The organism is Bacillus sp. z14 (2026) (assembly GCF_058313575.1).
Genome location: NZ_JBZFQK010000002.1, coordinates 267,283 through 281,795, shown reverse-complemented (window position 1 = coordinate 281,795; position 14,513 = coordinate 267,283). Strand labels below are relative to the sequence as shown.

Below are 14,513 nucleotides of genomic sequence, written 5' to 3'. Positions count from 1 at the left end.
AATTGAAACCCTTTAAAAAAGGGTAATATAGAGGTAATAGAAGGAAGTGATGCAAATGATCTATGATTGTATAGGCGATGTACATGGTTGTTATGGGGAATGTATCGAATTATTCCACAAACTGGGTTATCAATTTAATGAGGATAATATTCCTGTCCATCCAAACGGAAATACCCCTGTCTTTATAGGCGATATTACTGATCGAGGACCTAATTCTATAGAGATGATTAACCTTGTATGGTCATTAACCATACAACGGAAAACTGCCTTATATATACCGGGTAATCATTGCAATAAACTATATCGTTATTTCCTAGGCAATAAAGTAAAGGCTGTACATGGCTTAGAGACAACGATTGCTGAACTTGAGGCTTTATCTAAACCAGTAAGAAAGAAGGTGCGCGACCATTTTATGCAATTATACGAGTCAGCTCCTCTTTATCTTGTCTTAGATCAAGGTAAGCTTGTCCTTGCACATGCCGGTATCAAAAAAGAATTTATAGGAGCAACACATAAGGGTGTTAAAACATTTGTTTTATATGGGGATATAACCGGAAAAACACTGCCGGATGGAAGACCAGAACGAAGGGACTGGGCACTTCGACATCCAGGTGATCCGATTATTGTCTATGGGCATACGCCTGTCCGCGAACCAAGAATTAAAAATAATACGTACAATATCGATACAGGAGCTGTATTTGGAGGAAAATTAACTGCTTTGCGTTACCCAGATATGGCCCTTTTCTCAGTAACCTCCTCTCAACAGCTTGTTCCAGAAAAATTTCATACGTATGAACATTAATTCTAATGATTAAAGGTGTCTGATTGTCCTATTATGCGACATTCAGCACCTTTTTATTTTCCAAGAAAACTTTTGGTTAAAAAAATCGAATTATCCTCGATCCAGAAGTAACTCATTACATAGATCAACACATACTCCTTGTGAAAGGTATTGATTGAGCATTGTCTCCAAATCAATTGATATGTCATTGTCTATCAGGATTTTCTCAAGTTGTTGGTATGTTATTTTTGGAGTTATTTCAGCTCTTTTATCAGGAAACATGGTCCTGATCGCCTCATTCATAGCTGTCTTTTTATGTTGGAGATGCCTTACTGTAGAAGCAAAGGTAAGGATTGTTTCAATAAAACCAACTTCGGTTGGATTCAAATGATTATCAGCAATCCATTCATCTATTGTTTTGATGTTATTTACCATTATTTTCACTCCTTTTAAAATACTTATTTGCAAAACTTTATTTATCCTCAGTTTATTTATTTTAAAAATAGATATATCTGCTCAAATACTCATAAGCCCTATATTAATTGCATCATATCTTCTGGTAATTCACTCTCAAACGAAAGTTCTTTCCCCGTTATTGGATGAAGAAATTTCAACGAATAACAATGTAATGCCTGCCGCTTAATCAGTTGTCTGCTTTCCCCATATAAATCATCACCTATTAGCGGATGCCCCAAATGTGCCATATGTACTCGTATTTGATGCGTTCTTCCGGTTTGCAGCTTTAATTCCACAAGTGAATACCGTTCAAATAATTGCAGCGTTTTATATTCCGTGCATGCATATTGGCCATCTTCCCGTACCTCACGTTTAATAATGCTGGTATCCATACGGCCAATAGGTTCTTCCACTGTTCCAGCCAAGGGTGTAATCACACCGGTGACGATTGCTTTATATTTTCTCTCCACCGTTTTTATAGATTTAGACAAACTTAATAAATGGTGTATATGGCGATGCTTGGCTATTAAGACCAAGCCAGACGTATCCCGGTCCAATCTTGTGACAATATGAACGGTCGCTGAATGGCCAATTTGTTCATAATGGCCAATGATTGCATTGGCTAAGCTACCGGCTGGATGCTCTCTAGATGGAATTGTAGACATGCCGGCCGGTTTTTCGACGACCATTACATAGTTATCCTCATAGATAATAGAAAGAGGTATCTTCTCACCTATCAGCTGCTCACTTCCCACCTCTTTCGGGAAGATTACGGTAACCTGATCACCAGTTTTTAATATGTATCGCACCGTCACTTCTTGCTGATTAACAAAAATATAACCACCCTTAAATTTAATATCTGCCAACGCTGATTTTGATATTTTTTTATCCGCCAAATATTCTCTCAAAACTTTATTGCTTTCCTGATTTTCTACTGTCCACTCTAATGTAAATGGCTTCACCATGGAGACCTTCCTTTCATTATTCATATTTATAGCTTTTTAAGCTAAAGGATTATTTATTCAGTAAAAAAGGTGACCAAAAGACAATTGCATTCTTTTAGGTCACCTACTATAACTTTCTTTTTATTCTGTAACAAAAGAATCACGAACTCTTTTCCAAAATGGGAAAGGTCTAAAACGAGCAAAACGAATTCGTTCATCTGCCACTCTGAATTGAATCGATTTTACCTCTTTATGCAAAAGACTTAAATGGTCAATTGTAATTTGAAAATCATCATTTGTTACTGGTTTCATCATACAGGTATGATGACCTGGCAGTATTAGAGGAGATCCAATTGTACGGAACACTCTATTATTGATTGAAGCCATTTCCGTCAATTGCACAGCAGGGATGGAAGGATGAATAATAGCACCACCAAGGGCTTTATTATAAGCAGTACTGCCTGAAGGAGTAGATACGCACAAACCATCTCCTCTAAACCTCTCAAAGGATTGCCCTCTAATTTCTACGTCCATCACCAATGTACTCCCCACACTTTTAACAGTTGATTCATTCAAGGCTAAATATTTTGACTCTCTGCCACCGTGACTGTATCGAACAGTAACCTCCAGCAGTGGGTACTCAACAGTTTGGTAAGGCGTCTTAGCTATAGCATTAGCTAGCTTTGTAATCTCTTCAGGTCTCCAGTCAGCGTAAAAACCTAAATGACCCGTATGTACACCTATAAATGCTGTTTTATCAAGACGTGAGCTATAACGATGAAAGGCATATAACAATGTTCCATCACCGCCGACAGATATAACAACATCAGGTTGATCCTCATCATAAATAACACCCAGACTATCCAATTGATCCTTCACTTGCTCCATAAAATGATTGGATTTGGTATCTCCTTTAGACGTAACTGCATATTTCATCATAATCCCCACCTGTAAAGTGTTATTTCCCCCTCTTCTTAAAGACATATTGCTGCGCTTCCTGGATTTCCATTTTGATCTGTGTCATTTCTTCATCCATATGGAAAGCTGCTTCAGCTAATCTCTCTAAGCGATTGCGTAATGTTTCCGGGAACTGTCCGTTATACTTATAATTAAGTGAATGCTCTATCGTAGCCCAGAAATTCATGGCAAGGGTACGAATTTGTATTTCCGCTAATATTTTTTTCTCTCCGTGAATCGTTTGAACCGGATATTCAATAACTACATGATACGAACGGTATCCACTTGCTTTTTTATTTGTAATATAGTCTCTTTCTTCAATAATTACAAAGTCAGTTCTTTGTCGTAACAGCATAACTACCTGTTTTATATCATCCACAAATTGGCACATAATTCGAAGACCGGCTATATCCTGTAATTCCATTTCAAGTCTTTCCTCAGGAATTTGCTTTTGGTAAGCCTTATCCAGGATACTCGCGATCGGTTTAACGCGACCTGTAACAAACTCTATTGGTGAATGTTCTTTTTCTAAGTCACATTGGGTTCTTATACCCCTTAATTTGATCTTTAACTCATCAACCGCCTGTTTATAGGGGGCTAAAAATTCATCCCATTTTCTACTCATGGATTCCACCACCTGAAATACTTTTCAATATTCTTGTTATTGAGAGCAAGGGAAAACTCAGAATCGAAGACATTATCATGTATTAGTATGTATTTTATGAATTAATCGTCTTTATTCAACCATGCTAATGAATACATTTAGTACTAATTATTACCCTAAATTGCTCAAACCCATTTTAACACAAAGATTATACGGATATCTAAGATTGATGTTATCTATTCAAAAAGTCATAATAGTTATACATAAGTTTATCATGGAGGAATGTACATATGAGCGAACAAATCGAAATTGAATTCAAAAATTTGCTGACATTTGAGGAATTTAACCACCTCATGCAACGTTTTAAAATAAAGCCAGAACATTTTACAGTACAAAAAAATCATTACTTTGACACAGTTACATTTGACTTAAAAAAATATACCTCAGCTTTACGTATACGTGAAAAAAATTCATCCTATGAGATGACCCTTAAACAGCCTCTTGAAAATCAAAAAGGCTTATTGGAAACTAACTGGGATATAGACTCTGATACAGCTAATAAAATCATAAAAGATGGTGGTATCCCTGATAGCAAAATCTCTGAAAGAATTAAAAATCTAAAAATCAACCCACAAGAAATTCGTTATTTTGGTACCTTGACAACGAAACGGGTTGAGCTTCCTTATAAGAGCGGCCTGCTCGTTTTAGATAATAGCTCCTATTTCCAAATAGAGGATTATGAGGTAGAATTTGAAGTGGACAACTTTGATCAAGGAAAGAAAGAATTTGACCTGCTTTTATCAGAATCTGGCATTCCGTTTCGTCCAACTGAAAATAAAGTTCAACGTTTTTATAATCAAATGATACTATACCTTACTAAGGAGTGAACATAATGAACGTAGGAGACATCAATACGATTATTCAGCTTCAAGCTCTCGGATCCCTGAGGCCAACAGATAGTAATTCTGTAACTCAGGCACCTTCTTCTGCCAATTTATTTCAGGCTCTGCTGAATGAAGTTCTTTCATCCGTCAGCCATCCTACGAATAATGCACTTGCTGCCAATCCGGGATTAGGTACATTGGCTACTATAATCAACAGCAGCATTCCGTCTTCTCCGTCCATTGCGTACAATCCAGTCCCAATTACTAATCAATCAACTACTGGTACAGCAATTATGAATCAGAATACAGAATACGATGACATTATAAAAGAAGCTTCCAATAAATATCACGTCCCTGAAAAATTAATCAGATCCGTCATACAGCAGGAAAGCGGCTATAATTCAAATGCCATTAGCTCAGCCGGGGCATCAGGCTTAATGCAGCTAATGCCCAAAACGGCTTCATCTCTTGGCGTAAACAATATCATGGACCCCTATGATAATATTATGGGTGGAACCAAGTATCTTAAATCCATGATGACTAAATATAATGGAAATATCGAATTGACCTTAGCTTCTTATAATGCAGGTCCAGGAAATGTTGATAAATACGGTGGTGTACCGCCTTTTAAAGAAACGCAAAACTATGTAAATAAAGTCATGACTTCCTATTACGCATAAAATAACCAAACCTGCAAAACTGTTCATAAAATGAACAGTTTTTTATTTCCCCTTATATATGCAAATTGAAGAACTATCAATAACCTTCTACTAAGCTTCTCTGCTAGCATCTACCCTTCAAAATCTTATAAAATCAGGAAAAAAAGCAGTATATTGGATAATTCAAGTCTTGCTTGTTAAAATTATTCTTATCAACTCATGGAGGGAGAATAATGTATGGCAGAAAATCCAACTCCATATGATGCATTAGGGAAAGAGCGGTTATCTGAATTAATAGATGCATTTTATGATCATGTGGGTTCGCATCCGCTGCTAGCTCCTATTTTTCCAGATGATCTTACAGAGACAGCTCGTAAACAGAAACAATTTCTTACTCAGTTTCTTGGTGGACCTTCTTTGTATACTAAGGAACATGGTCATCCCATGCTGAGAGCAAGACATCTTGCTTTTGAAATTACACCTATGCGTGCAAAAGCCTGGCTGAGCTGTATGGAGAAGGCTATGGATAGTATTCAGTTAGATTCTCCTTTAAGAGAGTATCTGCTGGGCAGACTTACCTTAACAGCTGAGCATATGATAAATACAAACGATATCCAGCAAAAAGGTGATAGTTATGAATAAGCATGACTCTTCAATTCCAAAATGGCAGGATTGGCTGTCTGTCCATCAATATTTTAAACCGTTGGAAAAACCATTAGAAATCTATTTATTTATAGATCCTACTTGTTCAATTTGCTTTGAGCTGGAACGAATTATAAAACGACTGAAATTAGAATATGGACATTACTTTGCTTTAAAGTATGTGTTTAGCAAAAAAGTGGAAAGAAAGCATACAAATGCTAAGCACCCATTTCCATCATTCCTTTCAGCTGCAAACAGGTCGGGTATTTCCTGTGATGATAATATCTGGATCAACAATCCTGAAAGCTCGTTATATATCACCCCTATCGCGATTAAAGCTGCAGAAATGCAAGGAAAGAAGGCTGGATATCGTTTTTTTAAGAAAATTCAGGAGGCTTTATTTCTTGATCAAAAAAGTGTATCGAATTGGCATACATTGTTAGCCTGCGCTCATAAAGCCAAGATAGATTGTGATGAGTTTTCACGTGATATCAATTCAGAAAGTGCCATAAAAGCTTTTCAATGTGATTTAAAAATCTCATCAGAAATGGATGTCACTGACCTGCCTAGCCTGGTCTTCTTTAATCAAAAGATGGAAGATGAAGGTATAAAGGTAACAGGGGCTTACCCTTATGAAGTTTATGTTCAAATACTTGAGGAGATGTTAGGATTTCCGCCTAAAGCACAATCACTCCCCTCTTTAGAGGACTGTATTAAGGATTTTCAAATTATTAATACTCATGAGATTACATTTATTTACCGAATGGATAAGCAAGAAGTTGAAAGGGAAATGAAAAAATTACTCTTGAAGCGTACGGTTGAGAGGATACCATCATCTAACATAACGTATTGGAGATATGCAGAAAACGATTAAAAACCGTCATTATAATTATTATCCTAGAATATTTTTCCGTATAAATAAGAATAAGACTCTGTAATCGGACAGAGTCTTATTCTTCATACGAACAAAGGGGATGGGAGAAATTTTTCACGGTCAAACAAAGGGGTAAATGTTTGCTAGTGATCAACTTCACAATAGTAATATAACAAATTCTCTTCACATATGCAAGCACTTTGTTCATTAATTCACATTTCTGACATTTTTACTGCATACTTGGTTATCCTCTGCCATATTCTTTAGAAATCAGTACAAATTATCTTATGTAATAAAGGATGATTTCTATGAAAAAAATTTATATTTGCAGTTTAATCCTATTAGTTTTATTTTCTATTCCCCTGCAGCTGTTTGGGATTATGCGGATCATTCCTCTCTATGTATCGTCACCTATTTTGTTTCTCTCTTTTTTCATCTTTATCTATAGTCTTGGTTATCAAAAAAAATTCAAGGGATTCTAAAAGCCTTAAGTTGGCCTAAAACTACCGGTTATAGTTATAAATTAAAGTGAGAGCTCGCAGAAAATTGGCGAGTTCTCTTGATTGGCCTGCACTTACTTTTAGAGTTTAAGATTCTGTAATAGTATCCAATAACTCAATAATTAGATTATCTTTATTATTCCAACTATGATACCTCTCTAAATGCCATTTATCTAATTGTCTTTCATATCCGTTTTTTTCAATCCAAGCGTGTAATCTTGCATATGTATCTCTAATACTATAATTAGCTCCATTATGTTTGCCTACAGCATATCTTTGAGGCGGAATCGTTAAGTAAACCATATCATCCGGTATATCCTCGTACTCGTTAACTTGAACACATATCCAATAACCATCTTCAGTTTCTGAATAGTTATCAACAACAAATGCCCCATATTGTACAGATGAATTGGTAACCTGTTGAATTTCATTCATACGTTCATTAAGAAGTTGTGCTGCTTTTGGAATTTCATTTAGATATTGTTCGCTATCGCATAAAACTCGAAAACCTACTAATTTAGTTTCACTAAGATCCTCAATTTTTGGATTGTGTAAAACTTTTTCCTCCAAGGGTTATTTCCCTCCTCTAGAGTTACTAGTACTGGAATCATTAAGTTTAATTTCAGCATTTAATTCCATTTTAAAAAAACCGCCCCTTAAAAGTTAAATTGGTGTCTAACTTCTAAGGGGTGGTTTAAAAAATCCTCGAATTATTTTTATTTATCTAAAAGAGCTTCCAGCTCATTTAATTTATCCTCAAAAACTTTACAAGCTTCTTCAACCGGATTCGGTGAAGTCATGTCTACACCTGCTTTTTTAAGAACCTCAATTGGGAAATCACTTGAGCCTGCTTTTAGGAATTCAATATAGCGCGTAACAGCCGGCTGCCCTTCCTCTAAAATCTGTTTACTTAACGCTGCTGCTGCACTGAATCCAGTTGCATATTGGTATACATAATAATTGTAGTAGAAATGAGGGATTCTTGACCATTCCAAACCAATCTCCTCATCAATAACAATATCATCACCAAAGTATTTTTTATTAAGCTCATAATATTTTTGTGTTAGGCTTTCAGCAGTCAGAGCTTCTCCATCCTGTGCCATCTTATGAATAATGTGTTCATACTCCGCAAACATCGTCTGACGGAATACTGTTCCTCTAAAACCTTCAAGATAATGATTTAATAAATAAATTTTCTTGCTCTCATCATCTATTGTTTTAAGCAAATAATCATTCAACAGGGCTTCGTTTGTAGTAGATGCTACTTCAGCTACGAAAATCGAATAATTACCATATGGATATGGCTGATTTTTGCGTGTGTAAAAACTGTGTACAGAATGGCCGAATTCATGAGCTAATGTGAAAAGATTATTCACATTATCCTGCCAGTTCATTAGAATATATGGATTAGTTCCATATGAACCTGAGGAGTATGCGCCGCTTCGTTTACCGCGATTTTCGTGAACATCTACCCAACGGTTTTCGAACCCTTCTTTTAATACATTGATGTATTCCTCACCTAAAGGCTCAAGCCCTTTTAGAATATATTCTTTAGCCTCATCATAGGAAATATCCATCTTCACGTCTTTCACTAAAGGTGTATATAAATCATACATATGCAATTCATCCACACCTAAAAGTTTTTTACGAAGCTTCACATAACGGTGTAGTAAATGCAGATTGTTGTGAATGGAATTGATTAGATTTTCGTATACGGTTTCCGGAATATTATTATTGCTTAAAGCTGCATGTCTTGCAGAATCATAATGACGTACCTTTGCATAGAAATTATCTTTCTTCACTGTCCCGGATAATGTACTTGCGAACGTATTTCGGTACTGTCCATATGTCTTATACATCGCTTTAAAGGCTTCCTCACGAACTCTACGATCACTGCTCTCCAAAAATCTGCTGTACCTTCCATGAGTCAGTTCAACCTCTTCCCCGTTCTCATCTTTAATTGTAGGAAAACGAAGGTCGGCATTATTTAACATGCCAAAAGTATTGGATGCAGTTCCCATCACTTCTGATGCCTGAGCCAATAAAGCCTCTGCCTCTGCTGATAGAACGTGGGGTCTTTGCAGATTGATCTCTTTTAAAGTTTGTTCATATAAGGAAAGCTCCTTTTTCTCTTGCATGAACCGATTAATTGTTTCTTCTTTAATTGCAAGGATTTCAGGTAAAATATACGAAAAAGCACTGGCAGCCTGAGAATATAAATTCCGGGCGCGGTCGTCCATTCCCTGATAAAATGTATTACCGGTATCCTGGTCATATCTCATGTGAGAATATGTATATAAACGTCCAAGTCTTTCAGTAATCATATCCTGAAATTGCAAAGCCTGCCATAAGGTATCAGCACTCTCATCTAATTTCCCTCTATATTGATCGCCTTTTGGCAATTCAGCCAAAATGCCCTTGAACTCCTTCTCCCATGCTTCATCGCTTGGGAAGATATCCTCCAGTCTCCAAGTATCTTCTACAGGTATATCTTTTCTTTCAGGTAATTGTTTAATATCTGCAGCCATGCAGTTCCCTCCAATCATTTGCTTCTTTCATAAAGTTCTTCATAATACCTTTAATTCCCTTCATAAAAATCGAATAACCTCAATTTGATTATCTCTTCAAAATGATCGTCTAAAATGAAGTCTTCTCTTATTATATAATGATTTACATCTATTTTTTCCAAATAATCAATTTTTTCAAGGAATCTCAGATATTCTTTCAATGCGGTAAATATATCCTGGCTCATTAAAGGGCATTGATTTAAAATTATATCCTTCTTCTTTATTCTTTCCAAAAATCTTGACCGAATCCATGCTTCACTGATTCTTCCATGCAGGTTAAAGCAATTCAGTAAATCGATATAGATTAATCCTTGCCAGACAGTCGCCGGCATTCCATACATACAGCCGCTTAACAATGGAACACCAACAAATTCAGGGATTTTAAACGGAGATATCCCAACCTGATATAATTCTTTAATCAGCTTACTTTGCAAGCCTTTAAAACGGATTTCATTCATAAGTTGCAGAGTACGTTTTTTAAACCAATCGTTTAAATAAGGGATTTCTTGCTTGGGTGGAGATAAGATACTTTCCAGATCCATTCCCTCAGATAACAATACCATCTGACCGAAGCATTGTTCTATTGAGACAGGTATAATATTCACAAATGCCAGTATGGAATTTGCTTGCTTGGGGTTGTGAAAGAGGAGAAAAGGTGATGAAGATTTTCTAAGAGCAGATTTAAGGAGTGAATTTAGCCTCCACAGATAAACTCCGTTTCTTTTAATGAAGTGGCTGTGAAAAATCCAGATAGGCACAACATCTGCATCCAAGTATCCTTTTGTTCTTTTCAAAAATAACTCTTCATGAATAGATGAACATTGATATTCGATTGCATAATATTGATTTTTCCTCTTTACATAAATGTCAGGTCTTTGCTTTATGATAGCTATATATTTCTCCAGTTCAACATCCAACTGACAGCTTCTTAACCAACGGTATAAATTATTTTTCCCTGATAGATGATCTGCTGTTTCAGATTCAGTTGCTGCTTGGCAATTCCCCTTTGTTTGATGAGCAAAATGGGGAATCGTCCGCGGGCCGGAACGGTATATCACACGTTTCCGGCAAGCAGGACAGCGATACTCTTCCTCGTGTCTCTTTATAATTTGGTTGGCATGAATTTGTTTATCTTCTTTATTAATTGCAACCAGCATGTACAGGCTCCTTTTCCTATAGGATACCTATCAAATTCTCGTTATCTATTTAATAAACCTTCATTCTAAATGAACTCTATATGTCCATCTGTTGAACTTTTCAACTAGGCGGAGCTTTTTCATCATAGCATCGGTGATAGTAGTCTAAATAATGATTCCATCATTCTCATACCGAAATGTCTACCTTTAAATACCTCAATATGCAGCTCATTCGAAACTAATAAGTCATGTAGATAATCATTTACTAATGTTTGTACACTATCGGTCTTATAGAGAAACGCATTGACTTCAAAGTTCAAGTGAAAGCTTCTCATATCCATATTTGAGGTACCTATAGATGCAAGTTCTCCATCTACAATGATGATTTTTGAATGCAAGAAACCCTCACGATATTCATAGACTTTAACTCCTGTCTCCAATAAATCAGGATAATAGGACCTCGAAGCATGGAAGACAATTCTCTTATCCGGATTACTAGGTACTAATAAGCGAACATCAATACCACTTAGAGCAGCAATTTTCAAGGCAGAAAATATGTCTTCATCTGGGATAAAATAAGGGGAGGCAATCCAAACTGATTTTTTTGCAGAAACAATCATAGAAAAGAATATATTTTTAATGGTACTGTATTCATTATCAGGCCCACCTGCAATTATTTGTACTCCCCCATGATGCCCTTTTTCATGATCTGTTGTTACAGGAGCAAGATACTCATCTGTTAAGAAACTGTGATTGGTCATGTAATACCAATCCTGCAAAAAGATTAATTGTAAACTGCGGACTCCTTCTCCATTTAACCTCAAATGGGTATCACGCCAAAATCCAAAGTTCTCATCTTTACCCAAATATTCATTACCGATATTTAAACCACCAACAAAGCCAATATCTCCGTCCACTACAACAATTTTTCGATGGTTTCTAAAGTTAAATTTATTATTTAAAAAGGGGAGCTTAACAGGGCCAAACGCCACTACCTCAATCCCCCATTTTCTCATTTCCTTAATATATTCCCCTGAAAGAGTCCATGATCCGACTGCATCATAAAGAAATCTAACTTTCACCCCGTTTTTCGCTTTATTAATAAGTATGTCTTTAATTTCATTCCCCAAGGTATCATGGCGAACAATATAATATTCCATATGTATGTGATGTTTTGCTTGCAATAAAGCTTCTTTAATAGAATTAAATGTTTCTTTTCCATTTGTAAGAACTTTAGTCTCCGTAGATAAAGAGATAGGGGTGTTGGCAATCTGATCAGCTAGATTAAACAATTGGCTATAATCATGATTCTCATTATCTAATCTTAATAATCTTTTCTCACTTTCCCCTGTAATATCCATATACTTTTGCTTATCTAAAAAATATTTTTTCTTAAATATCTTTTCTTTTCTAAAATTCCTTCCAAATAACAAATAAAACAAGAATCCAACTACCGGAAAAGCACCCAAAACGATTAACCATGCTAGTGTCTGGGCAGGATGACGATTTTCCAGGAATATAATAAATCCAATAAAAACAACAGTTATTGTAAATAATATACTTCCATATTGAATATAATCCCCATCGAAATTTTTCTGATATATAAATCCCACAATCCCTAAAATTGCGATAAATAAAAGAACATTAATAAAATTCTTCATAATCCTCACCTTATCCATTTTTCATTGAAAACTTTCATTATCTATACCCCAATATGGTCTGAATGACGCAAACCCTCGATTAGTTTTTCAATCACACTTTCTAAATAGGGGGTCCTCAATGTGGTGATTCCAGACCAATTTAAGAACTAAAAAGCCGACTTCCAAGTGGAAATCAGCTTTCAATTAATGAGTATTAAGAAAAGTATTGGCTTACAGTCGAGAATACATCTTTAGGTATAACGACTTTTCCATATTCTTCAAGACGATGGATTGTAACAGGAGATTCATCAGCATATTCAAGTATAATTGATAGCTTATTATCAATCTCTTCTTCCACAAACTCTCCATCTGGAAATTCTACATACAAATAATATATATTTTCAAAGGAGTATAACTTGGTCACAACTCCTTGAATTCCGTTCGTTTTACTTAATGCAATGACATCTTCAAAGTCTTTAAATGAAAGGACAAATTCCAATGTATCATCCTCTGTTATTTGCTCATCTATTGCTTGGTTAGTTTGAAAATGCTCTTCAAGCATAGACTCTATCTTCACATCAACGGAATTGGCGGGATCATCAATTGGCAAATCGAATTTATGGCCATCCTTGGATAGATGCGCTCGAGTAACTAAAATCTCCAACCCTTTTTCAAGTGCTTGGATTTGAATCCAAAGTGGGCCTTCAACAGTAAAATCCTCTTCTTCATGCACTTCATCCATCATTTCCCAGAAAAGTTCCTCACTTCGATCACGATTATACCAGATCTCTTCTCGATCGAAGCCTCGCTTTTCAATATCCCCATATGAAATGTAGAATTTTACAGTATTCTCATTAATACGTTCGATTTCCATGATTCACTCTCTCCCTTCTGGTTTGAGGTAATTGAAGGGATATACCCCCAAACTAGGTTGTTATATCTTTTCCCTGTTTTTAAAAATGTTAATCATGGATGTTCTTTTTATAAAGCAGGTGGTAGTTATATTTTATGATAAATAGTAAATAGTGGGAAACAAAAAGCCTATATTTCATAAAATAATTATGTCTAATAATTTAAGATACACCAAAACCCCCTTCGCTGTCCAGGAAGGGGGTTTATGAACAATATAAAAATTAATTAACTAAGCGCTGTGCTTCTCGAAGTTGAAATGTTCTTACTTTACGAGGTAAAAATCGTCTGATTTCATCTTCGTTGTAACCAACTTGCAGACGTTTTTCATCAATGATAATTGGTCTTCTTAATAATCCGGGATTCTGTTGGATGATATTAAACAATTCCTGTAAAGGTAAATTATCAAGATTTACATTTAACTTTTGAAAAGTTTTCGAGCGTGTTGAAATGATTTCATCGGTACCATCTTCAGTCATACGTAAAATCTCTTTTATTTCATCAAGACTTAATGATTCAGAAAAAATATTACGTTCTTTATATGGAATATCATGTTCTTCTAACCAAGCTTTTGCTTTTCTACATGACGTACAGCTAGGTGATGTGTAAAGTGTAACCATTCCCTGTCACTCTCCCTATTCTTTAAGTTCCCTTATCCCGTTAGAGCTATATATTTAACATTTCACAATGCTTATGATACTATCTAAATTAAAATAATTATAATTAAGGAACATATAAAATTATTATACATGATTAATAATGGAATGTGTAGAGATTTTTTAGAAAATGTTTCCGGGTTTACTAAACATTAACCTTACTATCATATTATTGAAATAATTGTTATATTACTCCATTCCTTTGCCCTATTTCATTTGGCCTGTGTCTCTTTTTTTAAATAATTTCTATTATTTATATACCCTAGAGCGAAGCCGTTAAACATTTGAGGTAAAAAGAAAACAA

At 35.5% G+C, this 14,513-nt stretch carries 16 protein-coding genes; 6 read left to right on the top strand and 10 right to left on the bottom strand.

Annotated elements, in window-relative coordinates; all coding sequences use genetic code 11:
• The first annotated feature begins 55 nt into the window (after nucleotides 1-55).
• On the top strand, nucleotides 56-802 hold the full coding sequence (prpE, locus tag AC4G3O_RS07415) for a bis(5'-nucleosyl)-tetraphosphatase PrpE (protein ID WP_066101410.1): 747 nt from the start codon (nucleotides 56-58) through the stop codon (nucleotides 800-802).
• 90 nt (nucleotides 803-892) lie between these two features.
• Here the strand turns inward: prpE and AC4G3O_RS07410 are convergent, their stop codons facing one another.
• From AC4G3O_RS07410 to yjbM, 4 genes are all read right to left on the bottom strand, one after another.
• A complete protein-coding gene (locus tag AC4G3O_RS07410; RefSeq protein ID WP_491090311.1) occupies nucleotides 893-1,216 on the bottom strand; it encodes a hypothetical protein in 324 nt (107 codons plus the stop codon).
• Between the two features lie 98 nt (nucleotides 1,217-1,314).
• Nucleotides 1,315-2,202, bottom strand: coding sequence for an RluA family pseudouridine synthase (locus AC4G3O_RS07405; protein ID WP_066101416.1), 888 nt, complete (start codon nucleotides 2,200-2,202; stop codon nucleotides 1,315-1,317).
• 120 nt (nucleotides 2,203-2,322) lie between these two features.
• Complete coding sequence (locus AC4G3O_RS07400) at nucleotides 2,323-3,117, bottom strand: NAD kinase (RefSeq protein ID WP_066102367.1); 795 nt, start codon at nucleotides 3,115-3,117, stop codon at nucleotides 2,323-2,325.
• A 22-nt stretch (nucleotides 3,118-3,139) separates the two neighbouring features.
• Nucleotides 3,140-3,763, bottom strand: coding sequence for a GTP diphosphokinase (yjbM, locus tag AC4G3O_RS07395; RefSeq protein WP_139891424.1), 624 nt, complete (start codon nucleotides 3,761-3,763; stop codon nucleotides 3,140-3,142).
• 269 nt (nucleotides 3,764-4,032) lie between these two features.
• On the opposite strand from yjbM, the gene AC4G3O_RS07390 reads away from it, so the two are divergent.
• The 5 genes from AC4G3O_RS07390 to AC4G3O_RS07370 all read left to right on the top strand — a co-directional run bounded on the left by AC4G3O_RS07390 (nucleotide 4,033) and on the right by AC4G3O_RS07370 (nucleotide 7,283).
• Nucleotides 4,033-4,629, top strand: a complete 597-nt coding sequence (locus AC4G3O_RS07390) for a CYTH domain-containing protein (RefSeq protein ID WP_140461160.1) — start codon at nucleotides 4,033-4,035, stop codon at nucleotides 4,627-4,629.
• A 5-nt stretch (nucleotides 4,630-4,634) separates the two neighbouring features.
• Nucleotides 4,635-5,306, top strand: coding sequence for a lytic transglycosylase domain-containing protein (locus AC4G3O_RS07385; protein ID WP_066101424.1), 672 nt, complete (start codon nucleotides 4,635-4,637; stop codon nucleotides 5,304-5,306).
• Between the two features lie 216 nt (nucleotides 5,307-5,522).
• Nucleotides 5,523-5,927: a globin domain-containing protein gene (locus tag AC4G3O_RS07380; RefSeq protein WP_139891425.1), complete on the top strand. Its 405-nt coding sequence runs from the start codon at nucleotides 5,523-5,525 to the stop codon at nucleotides 5,925-5,927.
• On the top strand, nucleotides 5,920-6,801 hold the full coding sequence (locus tag AC4G3O_RS07375) for a ClpXP adapter SpxH family protein (protein WP_066101430.1): 882 nt from the start codon (nucleotides 5,920-5,922) through the stop codon (nucleotides 6,799-6,801). Before AC4G3O_RS07380 ends, AC4G3O_RS07375 begins: the two co-directional genes overlap by 8 nt.
• Before the next feature lie 299 nt (nucleotides 6,802-7,100).
• Nucleotides 7,101-7,283, top strand: coding sequence for a hypothetical protein (locus tag AC4G3O_RS07370; protein WP_490558863.1), 183 nt, complete (start codon nucleotides 7,101-7,103; stop codon nucleotides 7,281-7,283).
• Between the two features lie 105 nt (nucleotides 7,284-7,388).
• On the opposite strand, the gene AC4G3O_RS07365 is transcribed toward AC4G3O_RS07370, so the two are convergent.
• The 6 genes from AC4G3O_RS07365 to spxA form a co-directional block, all read right to left on the bottom strand.
• On the bottom strand, nucleotides 7,389-7,871 hold the full coding sequence (locus tag AC4G3O_RS07365; protein WP_066101433.1) for a GyrI-like domain-containing protein: 483 nt from the start codon (nucleotides 7,869-7,871) through the stop codon (nucleotides 7,389-7,391).
• 146 nt (nucleotides 7,872-8,017) lie between these two features.
• Nucleotides 8,018-9,829 (bottom strand): oligoendopeptidase F, encoded by a 1,812-nt coding sequence (pepF, locus tag AC4G3O_RS07360; protein ID WP_066101435.1) that lies wholly within the window; start codon nucleotides 9,827-9,829, stop codon nucleotides 8,018-8,020.
• A gap of 50 nt (nucleotides 9,830-9,879) precedes the next feature.
• Entirely contained in the window at nucleotides 9,880-11,025 is a 1,146-nt protein-coding gene (locus AC4G3O_RS07355) for a competence protein CoiA (RefSeq protein ID WP_066101438.1), read from the bottom strand.
• 122 nt (nucleotides 11,026-11,147) lie between these two features.
• Nucleotides 11,148-12,665, bottom strand: a complete 1,518-nt coding sequence (gene cls, locus AC4G3O_RS07350) for a cardiolipin synthase (protein ID WP_066101441.1) — start codon at nucleotides 12,663-12,665, stop codon at nucleotides 11,148-11,150.
• Between the two features lie 193 nt (nucleotides 12,666-12,858).
• Nucleotides 12,859-13,518: an adaptor protein MecA gene (gene mecA, locus AC4G3O_RS07345; protein ID WP_491136016.1), complete on the bottom strand. Its 660-nt coding sequence runs from the start codon at nucleotides 13,516-13,518 to the stop codon at nucleotides 12,859-12,861.
• A 259-nt stretch (nucleotides 13,519-13,777) separates the two neighbouring features.
• Nucleotides 13,778-14,173, bottom strand: coding sequence for a transcriptional regulator SpxA (spxA, locus tag AC4G3O_RS07340; protein WP_066101447.1), 396 nt, complete (start codon nucleotides 14,171-14,173; stop codon nucleotides 13,778-13,780).
• Nucleotides 14,174-14,513 lie beyond the last annotated feature (340 nt).